General features: G+C 68.0%; 21 protein-coding genes. 12 read left to right on the top strand and 9 right to left on the bottom strand.

The genetic code is table 11. The annotated features are described in order from the left end of the window. A partial coding sequence (locus tag APY03_RS31425; RefSeq protein WP_068683329.1) for a hypothetical protein occupies nt 1–387 on the top strand: 387 nt, incomplete at its 5' end. A 20-nt stretch (nt 388–407) separates the two neighbouring features. Here the strand turns inward: APY03_RS31425 and APY03_RS31420 are convergent. Then, on the bottom strand, nt 408–1,862 hold the full coding sequence (locus APY03_RS31420) for an MFS transporter (RefSeq protein ID WP_232081291.1): 1,455 nt from the start codon (nt 1,860–1,862) through the stop codon (nt 408–410). Nucleotides 1,863–2,017: 155 nt separating this feature from the next. Here APY03_RS31420 and APY03_RS31415 point away from each other — a divergent pair, with 155 nt between their 5' ends. Both APY03_RS31415 and gshA read left to right on the top strand, forming a co-directional pair. Further along, complete coding sequence (locus APY03_RS31415; protein ID WP_068683327.1) at nt 2,018–2,686, top strand: alpha/beta hydrolase; 669 nt, start codon at nt 2,018–2,020, stop codon at nt 2,684–2,686. A gap of 115 nt (nt 2,687–2,801) precedes the next feature. Further along, complete coding sequence (gshA, locus tag APY03_RS31410; RefSeq protein WP_068683325.1) at nt 2,802–4,379, top strand: glutamate--cysteine ligase; 1,578 nt, start codon at nt 2,802–2,804, stop codon at nt 4,377–4,379. On the opposite strand, the gene APY03_RS31405 is transcribed toward gshA, so the two are convergent. Beyond that, nucleotides 4,357–5,388, bottom strand: a complete 1,032-nt coding sequence (locus APY03_RS31405) for an ornithine cyclodeaminase (RefSeq protein ID WP_068683323.1) — start codon at nt 5,386–5,388, stop codon at nt 4,357–4,359. The two genes, gshA and APY03_RS31405, sit on opposite strands and share 23 nt — an antisense overlap. Before the next feature lie 157 nt (nt 5,389–5,545). Here APY03_RS31405 and APY03_RS31400 point away from each other — a divergent pair, with 157 nt between their 5' ends. The 3 genes from APY03_RS31400 (at nt 5,546) to APY03_RS31390 (ending at nt 8,326) form a co-directional block, all read left to right on the top strand. Further along, on the top strand, nt 5,546–5,923 hold the full coding sequence (locus APY03_RS31400; RefSeq protein ID WP_068683321.1) for a response regulator: 378 nt from the start codon (nt 5,546–5,548) through the stop codon (nt 5,921–5,923). Between the two features lie 426 nt (nt 5,924–6,349). After that, entirely contained in the window at nt 6,350–7,384 is a 1,035-nt protein-coding gene (locus APY03_RS31395; protein ID WP_068683417.1) for an IS110 family transposase, read from the top strand. Nucleotides 7,385–7,648: 264 nt separating this feature from the next. Beyond that, entirely contained in the window at nt 7,649–8,326 is a 678-nt protein-coding gene (locus tag APY03_RS31390) for an aminotransferase class IV (RefSeq protein ID WP_232081292.1), read from the top strand. On the opposite strand, the gene APY03_RS31385 is transcribed toward APY03_RS31390, so the two are convergent. Beyond that, nucleotides 8,229–9,419, bottom strand: a complete 1,191-nt coding sequence (locus APY03_RS31385; protein ID WP_068683319.1) for an acyltransferase family protein — start codon at nt 9,417–9,419, stop codon at nt 8,229–8,231. The genes APY03_RS31390 and APY03_RS31385 overlap by 98 nt on opposite strands. Before the next feature lie 145 nt (nt 9,420–9,564). Between APY03_RS31385 and APY03_RS31380 the strand changes: the two genes are divergently transcribed. From APY03_RS31380 to APY03_RS31365, 4 genes are all read left to right on the top strand, one after another. Continuing rightward, a complete protein-coding gene (locus tag APY03_RS31380; RefSeq protein WP_068683317.1) occupies nt 9,565–10,455 on the top strand; it encodes a LytTR family DNA-binding domain-containing protein in 891 nt (296 codons plus the stop codon). Between the two features lie 98 nt (nt 10,456–10,553). Continuing rightward, nucleotides 10,554–11,507, top strand: a complete 954-nt coding sequence (gene ylqF / locus APY03_RS31375) for a ribosome biogenesis GTPase YlqF (RefSeq protein ID WP_068683315.1) — start codon at nt 10,554–10,556, stop codon at nt 11,505–11,507. Nucleotides 11,508–11,770: 263 nt separating this feature from the next. After that, a complete protein-coding gene (locus APY03_RS31370; protein WP_068683313.1) occupies nt 11,771–12,058 on the top strand; it encodes a putative quinol monooxygenase in 288 nt (95 codons plus the stop codon). A 103-nt stretch (nt 12,059–12,161) separates the two neighbouring features. Further along, a complete protein-coding gene (locus APY03_RS31365) occupies nt 12,162–13,145 on the top strand; it encodes an NADPH:quinone reductase (protein WP_068683311.1) in 984 nt (327 codons plus the stop codon). 65 nt (nt 13,146–13,210) lie between these two features. Here APY03_RS31365 and APY03_RS31360 read toward each other — a convergent pair whose 3' ends face one another. The 6 genes from APY03_RS31360 to APY03_RS31335 are packed head-to-tail and all read right to left on the bottom strand — an operon-like array spanning nt 13,211 to nt 18,866. After that, the gene (locus APY03_RS31360) at nt 13,211–14,008 is read right to left on the bottom strand and encodes a fumarylacetoacetate hydrolase family protein (protein ID WP_068683309.1); all 798 of its coding nucleotides are present in this window, start codon (nt 14,006–14,008) and stop codon (nt 13,211–13,213) included. 14 nt (nt 14,009–14,022) lie between these two features. Further along, on the bottom strand, nt 14,023–15,015 hold the full coding sequence (locus APY03_RS31355; RefSeq protein ID WP_068683307.1) for a Bug family tripartite tricarboxylate transporter substrate binding protein: 993 nt from the start codon (nt 15,013–15,015) through the stop codon (nt 14,023–14,025). Nucleotides 15,016–15,048: 33 nt separating this feature from the next. Next, nucleotides 15,049–16,296 carry an alpha-hydroxy acid oxidase gene (locus APY03_RS31350; protein ID WP_068683305.1) on the bottom strand — a complete coding sequence of 416 codons (1,248 nt, stop codon included), beginning with the start codon at nt 16,294–16,296 and terminating at the stop codon, nt 15,049–15,051. Then, on the bottom strand, nt 16,293–17,213 hold the full coding sequence (locus APY03_RS31345; protein ID WP_232081293.1) for a TauD/TfdA dioxygenase family protein: 921 nt from the start codon (nt 17,211–17,213) through the stop codon (nt 16,293–16,295). Before APY03_RS31345 ends, APY03_RS31350 begins: the two co-directional genes overlap by 4 nt. A gap of 46 nt (nt 17,214–17,259) precedes the next feature. Further along, nucleotides 17,260–18,417: an iron-containing alcohol dehydrogenase family protein gene (locus tag APY03_RS31340; protein WP_162487189.1), complete on the bottom strand. Its 1,158-nt coding sequence runs from the start codon at nt 18,415–18,417 to the stop codon at nt 17,260–17,262. A gap of 5 nt (nt 18,418–18,422) precedes the next feature. Continuing rightward, nucleotides 18,423–18,866 carry a nuclear transport factor 2 family protein gene (locus APY03_RS31335; protein WP_083944679.1) on the bottom strand — a complete coding sequence of 148 codons (444 nt, stop codon included), beginning with the start codon at nt 18,864–18,866 and terminating at the stop codon, nt 18,423–18,425. 173 nt (nt 18,867–19,039) lie between these two features. Between APY03_RS31335 and APY03_RS31330 the strand changes: the two genes are divergently transcribed. Both APY03_RS31330 and APY03_RS31325 read left to right on the top strand, forming a co-directional pair. Next, nucleotides 19,040–19,999: a LysR family transcriptional regulator gene (locus APY03_RS31330; protein ID WP_083944685.1), complete on the top strand. Its 960-nt coding sequence runs from the start codon at nt 19,040–19,042 to the stop codon at nt 19,997–19,999. Nucleotides 20,000–20,137: 138 nt separating this feature from the next. After that, complete coding sequence (locus APY03_RS31325; protein WP_068683299.1) at nt 20,138–20,959, top strand: fatty acid hydroxylase; 822 nt, start codon at nt 20,138–20,140, stop codon at nt 20,957–20,959. The last annotated feature ends 64 nt before the right edge of the window (nt 20,960–21,023 follow it).

Below are 21,023 nucleotides of genomic sequence, written 5' to 3'. Positions count from 1 at the left end.
CGCCATTGCCTTCTCGCCGCCCTGTGGCTCGCCGCCGCCACGGCCGGCGCCCAGAACCCGCCGCTGTCCGCCGATCACTTCCCGGCCGCCGCCGTGAACTTTCTCGGCAGCGAGCTGCCGGCGATGGAGGCGGCCATCGCGGAGCGGGACCGGGACTACTTCGAGGAGGCGATGGGCCGCATGCTGGAGTTCTCCAGCAACTGGGGCTTCAAGTCGCAGGGCAATCCGGCCTTGAGCCGCTACCCGATGTGCACCGAGGCAGTGTCGGATTTCCTGGTGGTCGGCATGTGCCGCATCATGACCACCGCCGATGCCTGCGAGCCCGCGCTGGCTTCGCGCTTCGACGCCAACCTGCGCAAGTGCCGCGAACTCGCGTCGCGGCCCTGAGCATCTGCGTGGCGCCGGTGCTATGCGCGGGCAGGCCTTGAAGAAGGTTCGGCATCGGGCCGGTGGGCCGCTGCGTCGTCGATGTCGCGGCCGGTGAAGTCCTTGAGCCACAGAAGGCCCAGCAGCGACACCAGCGTCATGCCCAGAAGGTACCAGGCCGGTGCCAGCTTGTTGCCGCTGGCGCCCACCAGCCATGCGCTGACCAAGGGCGAGAAGCCCCCGAACAGCGCCACGCCCACGCTGTAGACGAGCGACATCCCGCTGGCGCGCACATGCTTGGGGAACATCTCGGGCAGCATCGTGATGGCGGGCGCGGTCTGCACCACCAGCGCGATGCTCAGCAGGCCCACCACGATGAACAGCACGGCGGGCGTGGGCGAGGCGTTGAGCCACCAGAAGGCGGGGTAGATCAGCAGCGCCATCGCGACGCGGCCCCACACGATCAGCGGCTTGCGCCCGACTCGGTCGGAAACCGCGCCGACCAGCGGCGACAGCACGAAGGACAGGAGGCCCATGAGCGCCGCGGCGAACAGCGCCACCGTGGCCGGCAGGCCCAGTTCGCGCACCGCATAGGTCGGCATGTAGAAAGTCACCACATAGGCCGCGGCAGTGCCTCCGAGCACGCTGAGGATGGCGGCCAGCACCGTGCGGCCGTGTTCGCTGCAGACCTCGGCGATGCTGCTGCGCTGCCCGGTGGCGGCCGGCGTTCCCGCGGTCTCCAGCGACTCATCGAGATGACGGCGGATGTACATGCCGACCGGCGCGATCAGCATCCCGATGATGAAGGGCACGCGCCAGCCCCAGGCTTCCATGCCCTGCGGCCCGAGCGCCGCGGTCAGGCCACCGGCCACCGCCGCGCCTAGCAAAATGCCCAGGCCCTGGCTGGCGAACTGCCAGCTCGCCATGTAGCCGCGGTTGGCCGGCGTCGCATGCTCGACGAGCAGGGTGGTGGAGGCGCCGACCTCGCCGCCTGCGGAGAAGCCCTGGATCAGCCGCGCCAGCACGATCAGGATCGGCGCCGCGACGCCGATCTGCGCGTAGGTGGGGGCGAAGGCAATCATGGCGCAGCCCAGCGCCATCAGGAAGATGGTGAGCGTCATGGCCTTCTTGCGCCCCGCGCGGTCCGCGTAGGCGCCGATCACGATGCCGCCCAGCGGCCGCATGATGAAGCCGACGCCGAAGCTGCCCACCGTCAGCAGCAGCTGGCCGTAGCTGTCGAAAGTGGGGAAGAAGAGCTTGCCGATCACCAGGGCCAGGAAGCCATAGATGGTGAAGTCGAAGAACTCGAGCCCGTTGCCGATGGTGGTGGCGACGATGGTCTTGCGCCGGCTCAGTCGTGTACGTTCGCCTTCGCCTGCGGTGCTATTCGCCTTCGGAGCGGCGGGGCGGCTGACCGGAGTACCTACGCCTTCGGCTGCGGTGCTATTCGCCTTCGGAGCGGCCGGGCGGCTCATGGGCGAGTGTTGCGGGGTCATCAGGCTCCTCTTGTTGTGGTGATGGCGTCGTCGCGCCGGAACGCCAGGCATCTGCCCGTGTTCGTGAAAGACATGGAACAGCGTGGTTTATAACCGCGAGACCGCCTGAGGCCCGATGCGGCACACTCCCGTGATCCAGCCAACTTCTCCCAGCCATGTCCCTCGCTCCCATCGAAATCGAAACCGGTCCCAACCCCACGGCCACCGTGCTCCTGATGCATGGCCTGGGCGCCGATGGCAACGACTTCGTGCCCATCGCCGGCGAACTCGACCTGTCGGCGGTCGGCGCGGTACGCTTCGTTTTCCCCAACGCGCCAGTGATTCCGGTCACCATCAACGGCGGCTACCGCATGCCGGCCTGGTACGACATCGCCGCACCCGACCTGGTCAAGCGCGAGGACGAGGCCGGCCTGCGCCGCTCGCAGGCCGCGATCGAGGCGCTGATCGCCAACGAGAAGCAGCGCGGCATCCCGGCCCGGCGCATCGTGGTCGCCGGCTTCTCCCAGGGCTGCGCGATGGCGCTGCTGACCGGGCTGCGCCATGCCGAGCGGCTGGCCGGCATTGTCGGGCTCTCGGGCTACCTGCCGCTGGCCGCGACCACCGCCACGGAGCGCCATGCCGCCAACCATGACGTCCCGATCTTCCTCGGCCACGGCACGCGCGACGGCGTGGTGCAGATCGAGCGCGCCCGGGCATCGCGCGATGCGCTGGCGGCGCTGGGGCATGCGGTCGAATGGCACGAATACCCGATGGAGCACTCGGTGTGCATGGAGGAGATCGCCGACCTCAACCGCTTCTTGCTGCGGGTCCTGGGCACGCCCTGACGTCGGGGTTTGGCGCTATAGCAGAAACGCCGGCGGCGCTGTAAATACGGGTGTCAGCAGGCTGTCCGTGGCCGTGCTACCTTCCGCCCCACAAAGATTCACCGGGCACAACGACATGAGCAAACTACAGGAGCGCCTGGGAGCGCTCGCACCCGCGCGCCTGAAGGGAGTCCGCCGAGGGATCGAGAAGGAGAGCCTGCGCGCGCAGCCCGACGGCAAGCTGGCGGCGACGCCGCATCCCGCCGCCCTCGGATCGGCCCTGACCCACCCCCATATCACCACCGACTTCAGCGAGTCGCAGCTGGAGCTCATCACCGGCGTGCATGCCGATGTCGAAGCCTGCCTGGCCGAGCTCGCTGAAGTCCACCAGTTCACTTATCGCGCGCTGGCCGAGGCCGGCGACGAACGGCTGTGGGTGTCGAGCATGCCCTGCGGCCTGCCGCCCGACGAGACCATTCCGATCGGGCGCTACGGCTCCTCGAACGTGGGCCGCGCCAAGAGCGTCTATCGCATGGGCCTGAGCCACCGATACGGGCGGCGCATGCAGACCATCTCGGGCATCCACTACAACTGGTCGATGCCGGAAGTCTCGAGCGCGGAGTACTTCGCGCTGATCCGCAACTTCCGCCGCCATGCCTTCCTGCTGCTGTACCTGTTCGGTGCCTCGCCGGCCCTGTGCTCGAGCTTCGTGGCCGGGCGCGCGCACGAACTGAAGCCGCTCGGCGAGGGCGCCATGCACATGCCGCACGGCACCTCGCTGCGCATGGGGCGACTCGGCTACCAGAGCGAGGCCCAGGCTTCGCTGGCCGTGAGCTACAACAGCCTCGACGGCTATGCCGCCTCGCTGCAGGACGCGCTGACACGGCCCTGGCCGGCCTACGAGGCGATCGGCATCCAGAACCTGGGCGGCGAGTACAACCAGCTCGCCACCAGCCTGCTGCAGATCGAGAACGAGTTCTACGGCACGATCCGGCCCAAGCGCGTGATCTTTCCCGGCGAGCGGCCGCTGCATGCGCTGCGCGAGCGCGGCGTCGAGTACGTCGAGGTGCGGCTGATGGACCTCGATCCCTTCGAGACCCTCGGCATCAACGCCGCCACCATGCGCTTCCTGGATGTCTTCCTGCTGCACTGCCTGCTGGCCGACAGCCCGCCCGACACCCGCGAGGAGATCGCCGAGCTGGCCCACAACCAGCACCTCACGGCCGCGCGCGGACGCGAGCCCGGGCTGAAGCTGCTGCGCGGGGGGCGCGATGTGGGGCTGACCGAATGGGGTGCCGAGCTGCTGGAGGCCTGCGGCCCGATCGCCGCCGCGCTGGACGCTGTCCATGGCGGCAGCCACCATGCCGAGGCGGTGCGCGCGGCCGAGCGGGCGCTGGCCGACCCGGCCCTGCTGCCTTCGGCGCGCGTGCTCGAGGCGATGGCGCGTTCGCACGGCAATTCATTCATCGATTTCGTGCGCACCCGATCCGAAGAAACGCGCGCCGCGCTGCTGGCGCTGCCTTTCAGCGCCGAGCAGCAGGCGCGCTTCGAGCGCGAGACGCAGGACTCCATCGAGGCGCAGAAGCAGATCGAGGCCGCCGACACCATGCCCTTCGAGATCTACCGCGAGCAGTACGTCTCGCCGGCGCGCCTGGGCTTCAAGAAGCACTGGATCGACTCGCCGCAGATGGTCACGCAGCCGGCGGCGCTATGAGGCGGAACAGGTCCTTGGGATCGCCGTCCGGCGGCGCCAGGGCGATGTCCTGTCCCACGTTGTGCTCCAGCGCGAGGCGGTGGACCAGGCGCAGCGCGGAGTAGTCCTCCAGCGCGAAGCCCACGGAGTCGAAGACCGTGACCTGGGCCTCGTCCTGACGGCCAGGCTCGGTGCCCGCGAGCACCCGCCACAGCTCGACCACCGGGAAGCCGGCCGGCAACTGCTGGATCTCGCCTTCGATGCGCGTCTGCGGCGCGTATTCGACGAACACGCGCGCGGCATTCAACACGTCCGCGTGCAGCTCGGTCTTGCCGGGGCAGTCGCCCCCCACCGCGTTGATGTGCATGCCCGGCTCGATCATTCCGGGCGTGAGCAGGGTCGCACGCGCCTTGCGCGCCGTCAGCGTGCTCACGATGTGCGCGCCGCGCACCGCCTCTTCAATGCTGGCCGCGCGCTGCACGCGCAGGGCCGGATATGCCGCCAGGTTGCGCACCAGCTTGTCGGTCGCGGCCGGGTCGAGGTCGTAGACCCGCAGCTCGTCCACCCCCAGCAGCGCATGGAAGGCCAGGGCCTGGAACTCGGCCTGGGCGCCGTTGCCGATCAGCGCCATGCTGCGCGCACCCTGCCGGGCCACCGCCTGCGCCGCCAGCGCCGACACGGCAGCGGTGCGCAGCGCGGTGGTGAGCGTGAGCTCGGCAAGCAGCAGCGGAAAGCCGGTTTCCACCTCGGCCAGCAGGCCGAAGGCCATCACCGTGGGCAGGCCCCGGGCCGTATTGGCAGGGTGGCCGTTGACGTACTTGAAGGCATAGTGCCGGGCGTCGGACACCGGCATCAGCTCGATCACGCCCAGCGGCGAATGGCTGGCCAGGCGTGCCGATTTCTCGAACTCGGGCCAGCGCAGGAAGTCCTCGCGCAGGGTCTGGGCCAGTGTCTCCAGGAATCGCCGGGCGCCTACCGCCCCTACCAGGGTCGACAACGCGTGGATGTCGACGAAACGTGTGGTTGCCATGTTCGCAAGAAACTTCCGTATTAACCGGGTAGGCCATTGCCTACCCGCGTTGACCCCGATGACCCACCGAGCTGGCGCTGTCGCGATCCATCATGACATCAAGCAGAACAGATCCCGTCCCTATTCCGACAACCCCCTTTCGTTTCGTGCAGCCGCCATGACTTTCAAAACCTACCTGGTTGAAGACAACCCCGTGATCCGGGAAAACCTCGTAGGCTTCCTGGAGGACATCGCGGACGCCACGGTCGTGGCCCATGCGGCCGGCGAGCGCGAGGCAGTCGACTGGCTGGCCCGGCATCGCGACGGCTGGGACATGGCCATCGTCGACCTGTTCCTCGAGCAGGGCAACGGGCTCGGCGTGGTCGATGCCGTTCGCCGCCGGGGTGCTCACCAGAAAGTCGTGGTGCTGAGCAACTACGCCACGCCGGACATGCGGGCCCGCTCGAAAGCGCTGGGCGCGGATGCCTTCTTCGACAAGTCGGCCGAAATCGAGCTGCTGCTCGACTACTGCGAGAAGCTCAGTCACCGGAATTGATCGGTTGCGCCGACGCAGGCGTTGAATCCGGGGCGCGCTTGCCCTAGAGTGCGCACGCTTGAACTCCAGGAGCCCCGACCCGTGTCTGCCGCCCCCCATCCGCTTGCCGACGGAGTCGCCTTCGTGCGCGGCGCCTATGTCCCGATCGCCGAGGCCGCGATTCCCATCACCGACTGGGGCTTCCTGCGCTCCGACGCCACCTACGACGTGGTCACGGTATGGGAGGGCGCCTTCTTCCGGCTCGATGCGCACCTGGAGCGCTTCATGCGCAGCTGCGAGCGCTTCCGCCTCGACCCGGGCCTCTCGCCGGCTCAGATCACGGAGGTGCTGTCCGAATGCAATGGGATGGACGCCCCCACCCGTAACGGCATCAACGTGCCAAAGTGGAAGTGTCACCAACCACTTGAACCGAGAGGGGCGTCCACCATGAAGATTACGACTGTTGGCATCGACTTGGCAAAGAACGTGTTTCAGGTCCACGGCATCGACGAGCGCGGCCAGGTCGTGCTTAAGAAGCAGTTGCGGCGCGACCAGATGGCAGCGTTCTTCGTCAACCTTCCGCAGTGCCTTGTCGGTATGGAAGCATGCGGCGGTGCGCACCACTGGGCGCGCAAACTTCAAGGCATGGGCCACACCGTGCGACTGATGGCACCGCAGTTCGTCAAGCCATACGTCAAGACCAACAAGAACGATGCAGCCGACGCCGAGGCGATATGCGAAGCGGTGGCCCGGCCGAACATGCGCTTCGTACCGGTGAAGAATGTCGAGCAGCAAGCGGTCCTCGCATTGCATCGTGTGCGTCAGGGCTTCGTGAGAGCACGAACAGCTCAGGCGAATCAAATTCGCGGGCTGCTCGGCGAATTCGGCATCATCATTCCGCAAGGCATCGGCTACATTGCCACGCGCGTTCCCGAGTTGATCGAAGACGGCGCCAACGAGCTACCCGGTGCGTTTCGGCTGCTTGTTCAACGCTTGCTCGACCATCTCAAGGAACTGGATCGCCAGGTCGAGGAACTCGAGGCGAAGATCCAGGCTTGGCATCGCGGCAACGAGGTCAGTCGGAAGCTCGCCCAAGTCCCGGGCATCGGTCCCATCACTGCCAGTGCGCTGGTCGCTTCGATCGGTAACGCGAAGAACTTCGACAGTGGCCGCCAAGTTGCAGCATGGCTCGGCTTGGTTCCAAGACAGCATTCTTCGGGTGGCAAAGCCAACCTGCTGGGCATGAGCAAGCGCGGCGATACGTACCTGCGAACGCTGCTGATACACGGCGCGCGCTCGGTCATCTATCGAGTGAGCCAGAACGCCGATGCATGCAGTTGGATCAGCGCCGTCGTGAACCGACGCAACAAGAACGTGGCGGCGGTGGCGTTGGCGAACAAGAACGCTCGAATCGTCTGGGCTCTACTGGCGCATGACCGGCACTTCGACGCCGACTACGTGCGCTCAGAGTCCCTGGCCTAGGGCAGATAGCAAACGACCACAACGTAGCAGGGAGAACAAACCACCGATTGCTCAGGCGATCATGAAGTGATGGCAAGACAGGTCAGACCGTGGTTGGCAAAGCCCGCGCCGGACGAGGCACCCAGAGTGCGTGTATGCGATCGAGGCGTCAACCAGCTCATCCCATCAGGGACCGCAGCCAAAAGCTGCAATCAAAGTCCGAATGTACGGGTGCAATCTTTACCTTCGAGCCGCGCGAATTGAGAACCTGGCATGGGGGCGTCCATGTACGTCCGGCGAAGCGGCCTGCGCAATGCCTACGTGGAGATGATCGTCACGCGGGGCCAGCCGCCCTGGGGCTCGCGCGACCCGCGCCAGGCGGTGAACCGCTTCCATGCCTTCGCGGTGCCCTTCGTCTGGATCGCCAACGAGGCGCAGCGCGAGCACGGCTTGCACCTGAAGGTGAGCGCAGTGCAGCGCATTCCCGCGGGCTCGGTCGACCCGACGGCCAAGAACTACCACTGGAACGACCTCACCATGGGCCTGCTCGGCGCGCTCGACGCCGGCGCCGACACCGTGGTGCTGAGCGATGCGGAAGGCAACGTGGTCGAAGGGCCCGGCTTCAACATCTTCTGCGCGAAGGACGGCGCGCTCGTCACGCCGAAGGAAGGCGTGCTCGAAGGCATCTCGCGCCGCACCGTCATCGAGATCGCCCGCGCGCTGGGCCTGCCGGTCGAACTGCGCGCCCTGCCGGCAGACGAACTGCGCGGCGCCGACGAGGCCTTTCTCACGAGCTCCGGCGGTGGCGTGCTGCCGGTGACGCGCGTGGACGACCAGGTGCTCGGCACGGGCCGGCCGGGGCCGCTCACCCAGCGCCTGCTTGCCGTCTACTGGGACTTGCACCGCGATCCGACCTACAGCCAGCCCATCGACTTTTCCCGAACAGGGGACGCAGCCAGTTGATGCGGCGGATCAGCCCATCGGTGAGGAGCCAGCAGCCCCCGATGGTGAAAGCGACCAGCAGCAGCGGCTCGAGCACCGGCCCCAGCCGCCAGGGCGCGAGCAGCACGGCGCCGGCGACGATCAAGGTCTGGTGCAGCACGTACCACGGGTAGACCGACTCGTTGGCCCAGTGCAGCCAGGGCCAGGGGCGGTCCAGGTGACGGCGGGCGAAGCCCAGGATGGCGGCGATCGCCGTCCACAGGTAGAAGGCCCGCAGTCCGCGCAGCAGCCAGGCCTCGGCGCCGGCCGCGCGCAGCGCCAGGTACGCGGTCGCGAGGCCCACCGCCAGCGCCAGTGCCCAGCCGCGCAGGCGTTCCAGTTCGCGCCACATTCCGGCATCGATGCCCATCCAGTAGCCATACAGGAAGACCGTGAAATAGAGCGGGTGGAGGTAACCGTCGTGGATCAGGTCGTGGGTGGCCGGGAAGTGCGGCGCCAGCGCCAGCCCGTAGAGCAGCAGCGGCAGTGCGGGCAGCACCAGCAGGCGCCAGCGGCGCAGTCCGGTGAAGGCAGCGCGCAGCCGCTGCCCGGCGGCCGAATCCAGCAGCGGCTGCAGCAGCGCCACCGCGCTGGTGTAGACGAAGAGGTAGGGCAGGTACCACAGGTGGTTCCAGGTCATGCCGAAATCGGAGCCCGCGAACGCGCCCTTCGGCCACGGGCCCATCGTCAGGTAGCGCAGCATGAAGTCGGCGAAGCCGGGCGCGACCAGGCCGCGGGCCAGTGCCTCGGCATAGGCCTGGTAGGGCACCACCACTGTCATTCCGAAGACCAGCGGCAGCAGGAGGCGCAGCGCGCGCTGACGGATCAGGGCCAGCGGGTCCCGGCCGCGGAACAGGAAGCTTAGCGCCGCACCCGAGACCAGGAACACCAGGTCCATGCGCCAGATGTTGACCACCTGCATCGGCGCCTGCAGCCACGCTGCCGCATGCAGGCTCTTGAGGTGCCACGGCCAGGCGGCCACGTAGTACATGCCCACGTGGTAGAGGATCAGCAGGCCGAAGGCCAGGGCGCGCAGCGCGTCGATGTCGTGGCGGCGGGGCGAGTCGGGGGTCATGGGGTGGCTCCTGGCGGTGCGAAGGCGGCCATGGTGGGCGCGGCGCGTGCTGCGACGGCGGCCTGAGTGACGATCCACCGGAACGCTGGGACGAACGGTGGCCACCAGGGACGAAAATCCAGGCCCGGATTCACGAGAATGCCGCATGCCTGCAGCCTCCCGCGAGACCCAGAAGAACCTGTTCGAGCGCTACCAGCCTTATCGCCGGCGCGTGGAGATCGCCTTCTGGGTGGTGGTGATGGGGCTGCAGGCCGCCTTCAACACGGTGGTCGCGGTGATCGATGCCGACAAGCTGGGGCGCGCGGTGCCGATGTGGCAGCCGGTGACCTGGGAGCTGTCCAGCCATCTGGTGCTGCTCGCGCTGGTGCCGGCGGTGGTCGCCTTCGAGCGTCGCTTTCCCCTGAGCTTGGCCACCCTGGCCCGCAGCCTGCCCTGGCACCTGTTCGCCAGCGTGGTCTTCAGCGTGGTTCACGTCGCAGCCATGGTGGGCCTGCGCCATGCCGTCTACGCGCTGGCCGGCAGCCAGTACGACTTCGGCGATGGACCGGAAAAATGGCTCTACGAGTACCTGAAGGACGTGCGCACCTACGCGCTGTTCCTGCTTGCGATCCTCGGCTACCGGCTCTTCATGCTGCGCCTGCAGGGCGAGGCGCGCGTGCTCGATGCCCCCGAGGATGCTGCCGAGCCCGCGCCGCCGGTTCCGGAGCAGGTGCTGGCGAGGCCGGAGCGCTTCCTGGTGCGCAAGCTGCGGCGCGAGTTCCTGATCGCGGCCGGCGACATCGACTGGCTGCAGGCGCAGGGCAATTACGTCGGCCTGCGGGTCAAAGGGCACGACTACCTGCTGCGCGCGACCCTGACCGACTTCCTGGCCCAGCTCGACCCGGCGCGCTATGCGCGCGTGCACCGCAGCTACGCCGCCAACCTCGACCGGGTGGCCGAGATCGAGCCGCTGGAAGGCGGCGATGCGCGCCTGCTGATGCAGGACGGCACCCGCATCCCCTGCAGCCGGCGCTACCGCGACGCGCTGCGCGCCTGAGCCGCACGGCCGCTCCGAAGGCGGGGGTACCCCAGCAAGCCATCCGGGCACCGGCGACAATCGCCGCCTCCCGATCCCGAGCAAGAAAGAAATCCCCGATGGCCATCCAGTGGTTCCCCGGCCACATGCACCTGACCCGGAAGGCCATTGCCGAGCGCATCGCCGAGATCGACGTGGTCATCGAGCTGCTCGATGCGCGCCTGCCCGGTTCCAGCGCCAACCCGATGCTGGCCGAGCTGACCGGCCACAAGCCGGGGCTCAAGGTGCTCAACAAGCAGGACCTGGCCGACCCCGAGCGCACCGCGCTGTGGCTGGCCCACTACAACGCGCAGCCGGCGACGCGCGCCATCGGCCTCGATGCCAGCCAGGCGGCGCCGGCGCGCCGGCTCGTCGACGCCTGCCGCGAGCTGGCGCCGCAGCGCGGCAGCATGGCCAAGCCGATGCGAGTGCTCATCTGCGGCATCCCCAACGTGGGAAAGTCCACGCTGATCAACACGCTCGTCGGCACCCGCAAGGCGAAGACCGGCGACGAGGCCGGCGTCACCAAGCTGGAGCAGCGCATCGTGCTGGCCGACGGCTTCTACCTCTGGGACACGCCCGGCATGCTGTGGCCGCGCATCATCGTGGCGCAGAGCGGCTACAACCTCGCAGCCAGCGGCGCGATCGGCCGCAATGCCTTCGACGAGGAACTGGTGGCGCTGGAGCTGCTGGGCTACCTCAAGCGGCACTACGTCGGGCTGCTCGAGGCGCGCTTCAGGCTGGAGGCGGTCGCCGGCCTCGGCGACGACGAACTGCTCGAGGCCATCGGCCGCCAGCGCGGCGCCCTGCTGGGCAAGGGCCGCGTCAACCGCCAGAAGGCGGCCGAGATCGTGATGAACGAGTTCCGCGGCGGCAGCCTGGGGCGCATCACGCTGGAGACGCCCGAGGAGTTCGTGCAGTGGCTGGCCGCGGGTCAGCTGCTGGATGCGCAGCGGCAGGCCAGGAAGGAGGCGCGGGGCCGCGGCAAGAAGGGGGCGCAGCGGGGCGAGGATGCCCCGCCCGGGGATGCCTAGCCCGGCGTGCCATCCCGGCACGGAAAGGTAGTAGCGCACAGCCCTGCCTTGCCCTGAACCCCTTCGAGGATGGCAACGGGCGAATCGGCCGCTCCATCGCCGACATGGCTTTCGCGCAGGACCTTGGTGCACCGACGCGGCTCTACAGTCTCTGGATGGTCTCGAACCACAGGTGAGCGATGGCGGCGCGCGCGATGCCGTCTTGCGGCTCAGTCATCCTTCACGTCAAGATGCGCACCAGAACAACTTTGGGTGGAGCCGCCATGCACTACGTCCTCGCACGCATCACCGTCAAACCGGAGGTCGCGGAACTCGCGAAAGGCCTCCTCCTCGACCTCGTGGTCAAGTCGCGGCAGCACCCCGGGTGCATGGCCTACGAGCTTTTCCAGCAGACGGAGGCGCCCCACGTGTTCCAGACCGTGGAGCAATGGAAGGAAAAGGCCGACGCCGAGGCGCACATGAAGACGCTGCATGTCGGCGCCGCGCTCGCCGCGGCGAGCCCGCTGCTCGCGGCGGTGCCGGAGATCGTCGCGTACAGCCGGCTCGCCTAGCGCTCACTGGGGGGCTTCGCCTTCGGCTGCGGTCCGGCTCAAGAAAGGCGCGATTTCGAATTCGTGAACGCAATGGCCCGCCGTGACCGGCAGAATGGGTCGCATGAAAGCTGCCTGGTACTCGCAAAACGGTCCGGCCCACGAGGTCCTGGTGGTCGGCGAACTCCCCATGCCGGCCCCGCAGTCCGGGGAAGTGCTCGTCGAGCTCCATACCTCAGGAGTCAACCCGTCGGACGTGAAGTCGCGGGCTGGCCGGCCCGTTGAATCCGGGATCGTCGTTCCGCACAGCGACGGTGCCGGCATCGTCGTCGACGTTGGCGCCGGGGTGCCGGCAGAGCGCGTCGGCGAGCGCGTCTGGATCTGGAACGGGCAGTGGAAGCGCCCGATGGGGACGGCCGCGGAGTACATCGCCGTGCCGCAGGGGCAAGCCGTGCCGTTGCCGTCGGATCTTGGGTTCGACGCAGCGGCATGCCTGGGCATTCCCGCCCTGACGGCGCTGCACGCCGTGCATTGCGCAGGCGATCTGCAAGGCCGTTGCGTGCTGGTGACCGGAGCAGGCAGCGCGGTAGGGCACTACGTGACGCAACTCGCCCGCGCGCGCGGGGCGCGCGTGCTGGGGACGGCGGGTTCTCCGGCACGGCGTGACCATGCCCTCGCTGCCGGGGCGGCGCACGTGATCGACTACAAGCGGGAGGCTTTGGCCGAGCGCGTCAAGGAACTCACGGCAGGGTCCGGGGCCGATGTCATCATTGACCTGGACTTCTCGAGCATGGCGCGCCTGTTGCCGGAAGGCGTGCTGAAGCCGCACGGGCGCTATGTCGGCTACGGGTCCAATCAGCGCGGCGAGGTGCCCGTCGACATCCGGACGCTCCTGTGGAGCTCGCTGGAACTGCGCTTCTTCCTGGTCTACGACCTGCTGCCGCAGGAGCGCCAAGCCGCAATCGCGGAACTCGGTGCGTTGCTGGAGGCGGGCAGTCTCGTGCACGCCGTCGGCGCAGTATTCCCGTTGTCCGATATCGTGGCCGCTCACCAGGCGGTGGAGACCGGCGATCGTGTCGGCAACGTCGTCGTGCGCACGCGCGAGTAAGCTGCAGCGCGCTCCCGCTGTGCCGCGAGTTCCGCGGGGCCTGCCGGGGCGCCAGACCCGTCGAGCTAACGAGGCAGGTCCTGCGCTGCCACGAACCGGTTGCGCAGGCAGCCCAGGCCGCTGATCTCGACCTCGACCACGTCGCCGGCCTTCAGCCGGGGCGACTTGCCGTCGGTGCCCATCCAGATCACGTCGCCCGGGTAGAGCGTAAGGTAGCGCGTCATGCGGCTGATGAAGGTGCGGATGCCGAACAGCATGTCGGCGGTCCGGAAATGGGTCCGTACCTCCCCGTTGAGCCGCACGGTGGTCTCGGCCGCGTCCAGGTCGAACGCGGTCTCGATCCACGGCCCCATCGGCTTGAAGGTATCTGTGTTCTTGGAGCGCCAGAAGGTGCGGTCCGATGCCTGCCACAGCCGCTCGCTCACGTCGTTGCCGATGGTGTAGCCCAGCACGCACGACAGGGCATCGTCTTCGCTCAGGTGCCTGGCCTGCTTGCCGATGACCACGACCAGCTCGCCTTCGTACTCGACCTGCTGGGCGTCCGGCGGAATGACGACCGCCTCGTCATGCGCCACGAGTGCGTTCACCGCGCGGTAGCCGATGTCGGCCTGCCTGGGCTCCGCGATTCGTTCGCCCGTCTGCTCGGCGTACTCGCGGATGTGCTTCACATAGTTGAGCCCGGCCGCATAGAAGGTCCTCGGGATCAGCGGCACTTCGAGCTTCACATCGGCCAGCGCGTGGACCGCACCGGTCGGCTCGTGGGCGCCGAAGGGACTTCCGCAGACTGCACGGATGCAGTCGTCGGACTCGAGGATCCCATAGGCGCTGGCGGCGCCGGGGACAGAGAAATTGACCCACCTCATCCGTCGCTCCCGTTCTATTCGGCCTTGATGTTGGCGCTGCGGATCAGTTGCGCCCAGCGCGCGCGGTCCTGCCCCAGCCACTCCCGGTATTCGGCGGGGCCGAGATGCTTCAGTTCGGCGCCCAGCGACCTGAACCTCGCCTGCATCGCGGGCTTGTTCAAGGTCGCGGCGATGGCGGCGTCCAGCTTGGCGGCGATCGGAGCGGGCAGGCCCGCGGGCGCGATGAAGCCGATAGGCTGCGCGTAGTCCTCGAAGCCCGGGAAGCCGAGCTCGGCGGTGGTGGGCACCTGCGGGTAGTCGGGGTGGCGCTTGGCTGTCGTCGCCGCCAGGATGCGGACCTTGCCGCTGGTGACGAACTCGGACACGCCGACCATCGGATAGAACATGAAGTCCACGCGACCTGCGATCACCTCGGTCAGCGCCGGCGCATTGCCCTTGAACGGGATGTGGTTCATCTTGGTGTTGCTGCGCTGCTCCAGCAACGCAGCCGCCAGGTGCGCGGAGCCGCCCACGCCGGCCGTGCCATAGGTGACCGCGCTGGGCGCGCTCTGCGCCTTCTTCACCAGGTCGCCGAGCGTCTTGTACGGCGAATCGCCCGCCACGACGATGAGCTGCGGCAGCACCGCGACCATGCTGACGGGCGTGAAGTCCTTGACCGGGTCGTACTTGATGCGATCGGGCTGCAGCAGCGGATTGACGTTGTGCGAGATCGTGTTGACGATCAGCGTATAGCCGTCGGGCGCCGCCTGCCGCACGAACTCGGTCGCGATGTTGCCGTTGACACCCGGCTTGTTCTCGATCACGACAGGTTGGCCGAGTTCGGCGCCGATGTCCTGCCCGAGCACGCGTGCCAGCACGTCGGTGGGCCCACCGGCGCTGTAGCCGACCACGACCTTGATCGGCTTGTTCGGATAGTCGCCCTGGGCGAGGGCGGGCGTGGAGAGGCCGGCGGCGCCCCACAGGGCAGCGGTGATCAGCACGAGTCGGCGGGTGGCATGTCTCTTCATGGTCTTTCCTTTGCGGTTCACGGGTTCACGGGTTCACGGGTTCACGAGGTCGGGTGTTCGATGGGCGCGGTGCGCAACATGGCGGGCCGGCGGCGGCGCTGCCGCCACGGCAGGCCATGAGGCGTCAGGTTCGGCAGGCCGCAGGAGGTCGGCCGAGAGCTGCGCCACGGTCGGCGCGCCGCACAGGCGCATCGTGCGCATCAGTTCGTCGTGCAGGATGTCGAGGGCGCGCTGCGCGCCGGCATCGCCGGCAGCCACCGCGCCGAACAGGGTTGCGCGGCCGAGCAGCACGCCTTGCGCGCCGAGGGCGATCGCCTTCGCGATGTCGCTGCCGCGCCGGATGCCGCCGTCCACCAGCACCGGCACGCGCCCGCCCGTGCCCTGCAGCACTTCGGGAAGCGCCAGCAGGCTGGGCACGGCGCCATCGAGCTGCCGGCCGCCGTGGTTGGACACGACGATCGCGTCCACACCCATCGTGGCGAGGCGCCGGGCATCGTCGCCGCGGCTCACGCCCTTGACGATCAGCTTGCGGGGCCAGCGGTCGCGCACCTCTGCCAGGCGCGCCCAGTCGAAGGAAGGGTCGTAGCTGCGGCCGACAGACGAGGCGATGGCGCTCGCGTGGGTGGCGGTGGCTTCGAGGCCGCGCAGGTTCTCCATGACCGGCATGCCGCGCAGCAGCATGTCGGCCGCCCAGCGCGGGCGCGAGGCGAAGTCGAGCACGTTGCGCGGCGTGAAGCGGAACGGGATGGAGAAGTGGTTGTGGAAATCGCGCTCGCGCTTGCCCCCGACCGGCAGGTCGACGGTGATGACCAGGGCCTCGTACTCGGCCCGGCGGGCGCGTTCGATCAGCTGCCAGAAGAAGTCCCGGTTGCGCAGCACATAGGCCTGGAACCACAGCCGGCCGGGCGCCTTGTCGGCGATGGTTTCGATGGCCGTGGTGGCGCTGCTCGACAAGGTGTAGGGCATGCCCATCCTGGCGGCCGCGCGCGCGAGCGCGAGATCGGCGCCGCGGCAGCCGAAGCCGGCCGCGCCGGTCGGGGCGATGGCGGCCGGCATGCCCGCGGGAGCGCCCAGCAGGGTGCAGGTGGACGAGGCCGCGGCGACATCGACGAGCACGCGCGGTGCCAGGTTCAATCGACCGAAGGCTCGGGCGTTGCCGGCGAGGGTTCGCTCGTCCTCGGCGCCGCCATCGTAGAAATCGAACACCGCGCGCGGCAGCCGGCGCCGCGCCAGCTCGCGCAGGTCGGCGATCGAATAGCAGGCGGCCACCCCGAGGGTCATGCTGATTCGAGCTCCGTGCGGGCCACTTCGCGCGGCGTGCCGTCGTCGTGGAAGAAGCGCGTTGCCATGACCTGGCAGCGCTTGATGAGGCGCGGCTCGTCGGGCCGGTAGTCGGGGATCGCGTTGTGGATGGTGCCCATGTTGTCCCACATGAGCACGTCGCCCGTCGCCCACCGATGCGCATAGCGGAACTCGGGCCGCGTCTGGTGTGCGAAGAGGAACTCGAGCGCTTCGTCGCTGTCCTTCGGGTCCAGCTCGTTGATGCGCACTGCATAGCCCGGATTCGCATACAGCACGCGGCGGCCGGTGATAGGGTGGCGCAGGAAGAGCGGGTGCGACACCGGCGGGCGGGCCGCGCGTTGGGCGGGGGTGAGCGGAGGGCGGGTGCTGCCGCGCTCGCGCCGCATCATTTCCCAGAACTTGTCGAAGTCGTGCAGCACCGTCATGCCGTCGAGCCGCTTCTTCCATTCGTCGGGCAAGCCTTCGTAGGCCGCGTGCATGTTGCAGAACTCGGTGTTGCCCAGGGGTCGACCGTCCCGATGTGGAATCCTGATGCCGTAGAGCACGTTGGTGAACGCGATCATGCTGTTGTATGACATGTCGGTGTGCCAGTCCTGCCCGGCGTCGGACATGCCGATCGGCTTGCCGTTTTCAACGATGTTGGAGAGCACCATGACCTCGGGCATGCCGGGCTCCTGGTAGGCACCGGCGACGTTGACTTCGAGCCGGCCGAAGTTTGCCGAGAAGTCGCGCAGTTGCGCCGCGCTCAGTTCCTGCTTCGGATAGCTGAGCACGCCGTGGTGGCCGAGCGCCTGCAGCAGCTGCTCGAAGACCTCGGCCGAGAGCGGGCGGGAAAGGTCGAGACCTTCGACGCGGGCGCCGAGCGTGGCTTCGCTGGGAACGATGCGCATGGTCATGGGTGGAACTCCTTGTGTGGGTGGGACAGGTCGGTGGCTGGCCGGCTCAGTACGCGGCGTCGAGCAGCGCGCGGATCTCGCGCTCCCCGGCGACCGGGCGGGGGTTGTAGTAGAGGCCGCGCTCCCGCATCGTCTTGGCGGCGATGCGGTCGAGGTCCTTTGGCGGCACGCCGATATCGCGCAGCCGGGCCGGGACGCCGATGGCGGACTGCAGCTCGTGCAGCGCGCGCACCAGCGCGCCGGCGGATGCCCCGCCGCCCAGCGCCGCTGCAGCGCGCGCCAGCGGCTCGGCCGCGGCGTCGGCATTGAAGGCGACGGCGTGCGGCAGCATCACCGCATTGGCATCGCCGTGGCCGGCGCCGGTCACCGCGCCGATGGCATGGCAGATCGCGTGATGCAGGCAGGTGCGGGCATTCACCAGCACCAGCCCGGACAGGTGTGCGGCATACAGCAGGGCCGCGCGGGCGCCGGCGTCTCCGGGTGCGCGATGGACGGCCGGCAAGGCCTGCGCGAAACGCGCCATCGCGTCGAGTGCAAGGGTTTCGGCCAACGGCGAGCGTTCCTTCGAATAAAGGCCCTCGATGCAGTGGGCAAGGCCGTTCATGCCGGTGGTGCACATCAGCGCTGCGGGCATTTCGAGGTTGGCACGCGGATCGATCAGCACCAGCCGGGCGGCGAGCTGCGTGTCCGTGAACAGGAGCTTGGCGCCGTCCTCGTCGCGCACGCCGAGCGAGACGGTCACCTCTGCGCCCGAGGCCGTCTGCGGGATCGCGACGATCGGCAGCTTGGGCGCCAAGAGGCGCGGCACGACCAGCGAAGCGGGCGGCGTGAAGCGCACCGCATGGTTGGCGAGCCGGCCTCCTTCGGCCATCAGCAAGGCGACCGCCTTGGCGGTGTCGGAAGCGCTTCCGCCGCCGACGGCGATGAAGCCATCCACGCCATTGGCGATCGATTGTGCGGCCAGCCCCTCCACCAGACCCACGCTGGAGTGCGCGGGTACCGGCTCGGCCAGAACATGCGGCAGGCCCTCCAGCGCGGCGATGACACGGGCGAACAGCGTGGAGCGCTGCATGCGCGCACCGCCCAGCACCAGGGGCCGCGCGATGCCGAGTTCTGCGAGCTCCGCGCGCAGGCCGTCGATCGCGCCTTCGCGAAGGACCAGGCGCGTGGCCGTGCCGCGGTGGGTGAAGGAGGCCGGCAGCATCGGGTTCATCCGGCGAAGGCGAAAGCCGCCACCATGCGTTGCTCCGCGATACGCCAATCGCAGTCCGGATCGCGGCGGAACACGGTGGTGGTGAGATTGAAGCGCAGCGGGCCGGGGCAGGACGGCACATCCCCGGGCTGCGCCGCGGCGCGATAGCGGTAGGCGGTCATGTAGGCCTCGACCTCGACCCATGCCTCCTCGCAGGCACTCACGTGGGCGTTGGTGAGCACGTGGCGGGTCTCGAGGCCGGCCGGGCGCGCTTCCAATGCCGCGCGCACCGCGGCCTTGCCTTCGAGCCACTGCCCCTGGCGCAGCCAGCGGCAGTCGTCGGTGAACAGTTCGAGCATCCGCTCATAGCGGCGCGTGTCGAGTGCATGGAAGAAGAGGTGCAGTTGCTGCGTCAGCTCAGCGAGCAACGGTGCGGCTTGTCGTGTGGGAACAGCGGTCATGGGCGTTTTCGCGCTCGTCGGCGCTGTGGCGTGGGGCAAAGTCTAGGCACTGTCTTGCCCTGTGGCTCACCCTGTTCGAGAATCCATGGTTTCCGATTCGGAAACCATGAATCTCATCGCCGATGGCCAGCGAGGCTGGCGGCATCTGGAAAAAAGCCTCTGACGAAAGCCCCGTGGATCGCCTTCGCTGCCTTCAGATCTTCACCGAGGTTGCCCGCTGCGGCAGCTTCGCGCGTGCCGCCATGCAGCTCTCGCTCTCCCGCGCGACGGTCACCAAGCACGTGGCCGAGTTGGAGTCGTCCATGGGCGCCCAGTTGCTCAAGCGCAGCTCGAAGCAGGTCGCGCTCACGGAGGCCGGCGCACGCGTGCTCGAAGCCGGGCGCGATCTGCTCGAGCGTTACGAGGCGATCGAAGGGGAGGTGCGCGATGTCGTGCATCTGCCGCGCGGAGCGATCCGGGTGGGAACGCCGCCCTCCTTCGGCGCCTACCACCTCATGCGGCTGGTCTCGCAGTTCACGCAACGGTATCCGGACATCGAGGTCACGGTGGTGCACGATGACGGGCGCTCCGACCTCGTCACGGAGGCGCTCGACCTCTCGATCCGCATCGCGCCCTCGCTCGAGGACGCGAGCTACATCGCCCAGTCGCTCATGAAGTCGCCGCAGGTGGTGGTGGCCTCGCCGGCTTATCTCAAGCGGCATGGACGGCCCGCGACGGCCGCCGACCTGACGCGCCACAACTGCCTGGTGCATACCGTCAAGTCGAGCGCCGGCGTGTGGAAGTTCGCCGGCAATCCGCCACAGGAGGTGCGCGTGCGCGGTACGGTGCGCTCCAACCTGGGCGATGCCATCAAGCAGGCTGCGCTGCTCGGCACCGGCATCTCGCTCCATCCCTACTACATGGTGTCGGAGGAATTGCGCGCCGGCACGCTCGAGGCGCTGCTGCCCGGCGCGATTCCCGAGGAACTCGACATCTACGTCGTGTTCTCGACCCGGCGCAACATGCCGACGCGCGTGCGGCATCTGCTGGAATTCCTGAAGGAGTGGTCGCGCCATCCACCGGACTGGGCGTTGCCCGCCGCGACCGGAGTCACCCGGCATGGAGCTTCGCGGACGCGGTCTGCGCTCAGCTGAACTTTTGCACGAATGTCGCGCGCGATTTGCCGCGCAGCAATGTTTCGTTCGAGCTCACTCGAGATTGGATCACTACACTTGCCCGCGAGATGCCGGGATGGATCAGGAACAACCTGACGCAACGAAGGAACCGTGACCATGATGACCGATCGCCAGCGGCAGTTTCGCGAGCAGTACATTTCCGCGGTCAGCCCGCTCTACAACGGTCTGTTGCACATCGCCGTGCTCTACGGGGCTGGAGCGGCCGCGATCTGGTATTGCCTGGCGCACATGCAGGCCCCGGGCTGGGAGTGGCTCCTCGTCGTGCCCGTCTTCGTCGCCGGCAATTTTTCAGAGTGGTTCATTCACCGGTACGTGATGCACCGCCGCATCGACGTCTTCGCGCTGCGTGCGATCTACGAGCGTCACACGCGCCAGCACCACCAATACTTCACCGACCTCGAGCCGACCATCGATACGACGCGTGAATTCCGCATCGTGTTCTTCCCGTGGCGCGTGCTGACGACCTTGGGTGTGGTCGGAGCGCTGCTGGGCTGGCTCACGTCCCTCGTACTGAACGCCAATGCGGGCTACGTCGTGATGCTGACCATGGTGGCTCAGTACCTCGTGTACGAGACCTTCCATTTCTGCTGCCATGTTCGCGACAACTGGTTCGTTCGCAACATGCCCTTCGTCAATACGATCCGTCGCCACCACGCGGCTCACCACAACATGGGGATCATGATGAAGTGCAACATGAACCTCACCTTTCCGATTGCGGACTGGTTCCTGGAAACGACCGATTTGCGGCGCGGCTTGCTCGGTCACCTCTTCAACGGCTACAGCGACAAACATGTGAAGGAGGAACTGCGTCCCATCGTCGACAGGTTCCGCCACGACCATACGCGCGTCACGCTCGACGGGCCTGAATTGACGAAGCAGGAAGAGAGCGTCATGGCCGGCGCCTTGCTCGGCCGCTGAAGGCCGAGGCCCTTTCGGGCCGGCTCCAGGCACGACGTGCACATGTGCAGGCGTGCCGATTCTG

The sequence above is a fragment of the Variovorax sp. WDL1 genome (assembly GCF_001541225.1).
GTDB lineage: Bacteria > Pseudomonadota > Gammaproteobacteria > Burkholderiales > Burkholderiaceae_C > Variovorax.
Note: the sequence above shows the minus strand (reverse complement) of the source record. Positions and strands in the feature narration are given on the sequence as shown.

What these genes read in the sequence shown, in the direction of transcription:
- APY03_RS31420 (WP_232081291.1), bottom strand. Translation starts at nt 1,862, where the DNA reads ATGACCCCGCAACACTCGCCCATGAGCCGCCCGGCCGCTCCGAAGGCG.
- APY03_RS31415 (WP_068683327.1), top strand. Translation starts at nt 2,018, where the DNA reads ATGTCCCTCGCTCCCATCGAAATCGAAACCGGTCCCAACCCCACGGCC.
- gshA (WP_068683325.1), top strand. Translation starts at nt 2,802, where the DNA reads ATGAGCAAACTACAGGAGCGCCTGGGAGCGCTCGCACCCGCGCGCCTG.
- APY03_RS31405 (WP_068683323.1), bottom strand. Translation starts at nt 5,388, where the DNA reads ATGGCAACCACACGTTTCGTCGACATCCACGCGTTGTCGACCCTGGTA.
- APY03_RS31400 (WP_068683321.1), top strand. Translation starts at nt 5,546, where the DNA reads ATGACTTTCAAAACCTACCTGGTTGAAGACAACCCCGTGATCCGGGAA.
- APY03_RS31395 (WP_068683417.1), top strand. Translation starts at nt 6,350, where the DNA reads ATGAAGATTACGACTGTTGGCATCGACTTGGCAAAGAACGTGTTTCAG.
- APY03_RS31390 (WP_232081292.1), top strand. Translation starts at nt 7,649, where the DNA reads ATGTACGTCCGGCGAAGCGGCCTGCGCAATGCCTACGTGGAGATGATC.
- APY03_RS31385 (WP_068683319.1), bottom strand. Translation starts at nt 9,419, where the DNA reads ATGACCCCCGACTCGCCCCGCCGCCACGACATCGACGCGCTGCGCGCC.
- APY03_RS31380 (WP_068683317.1), top strand. Translation starts at nt 9,565, where the DNA reads ATGCCTGCAGCCTCCCGCGAGACCCAGAAGAACCTGTTCGAGCGCTAC.
- ylqF (WP_068683315.1), top strand. Translation starts at nt 10,554, where the DNA reads ATGGCCATCCAGTGGTTCCCCGGCCACATGCACCTGACCCGGAAGGCC.
- APY03_RS31370 (WP_068683313.1), top strand. Translation starts at nt 11,771, where the DNA reads ATGCACTACGTCCTCGCACGCATCACCGTCAAACCGGAGGTCGCGGAA.
- APY03_RS31365 (WP_068683311.1), top strand. Translation starts at nt 12,162, where the DNA reads ATGAAAGCTGCCTGGTACTCGCAAAACGGTCCGGCCCACGAGGTCCTG.
- APY03_RS31360 (WP_068683309.1), bottom strand. Translation starts at nt 14,008, where the DNA reads ATGAGGTGGGTCAATTTCTCTGTCCCCGGCGCCGCCAGCGCCTATGGG.
- APY03_RS31355 (WP_068683307.1), bottom strand. Translation starts at nt 15,015, where the DNA reads ATGAAGAGACATGCCACCCGCCGACTCGTGCTGATCACCGCTGCCCTG.
- APY03_RS31350 (WP_068683305.1), bottom strand. Translation starts at nt 16,296, where the DNA reads ATGACCCTCGGGGTGGCCGCCTGCTATTCGATCGCCGACCTGCGCGAG.
- APY03_RS31345 (WP_232081293.1), bottom strand. Translation starts at nt 17,213, where the DNA reads ATGACCATGCGCATCGTTCCCAGCGAAGCCACGCTCGGCGCCCGCGTC.
- APY03_RS31340 (WP_162487189.1), bottom strand. Translation starts at nt 18,417, where the DNA reads ATGCTGCCGGCCTCCTTCACCCACCGCGGCACGGCCACGCGCCTGGTC.
- APY03_RS31335 (WP_083944679.1), bottom strand. Translation starts at nt 18,866, where the DNA reads ATGACCGCTGTTCCCACACGACAAGCCGCACCGTTGCTCGCTGAGCTG.
- APY03_RS31325 (WP_068683299.1), top strand. Translation starts at nt 20,138, where the DNA reads ATGATGACCGATCGCCAGCGGCAGTTTCGCGAGCAGTACATTTCCGCG.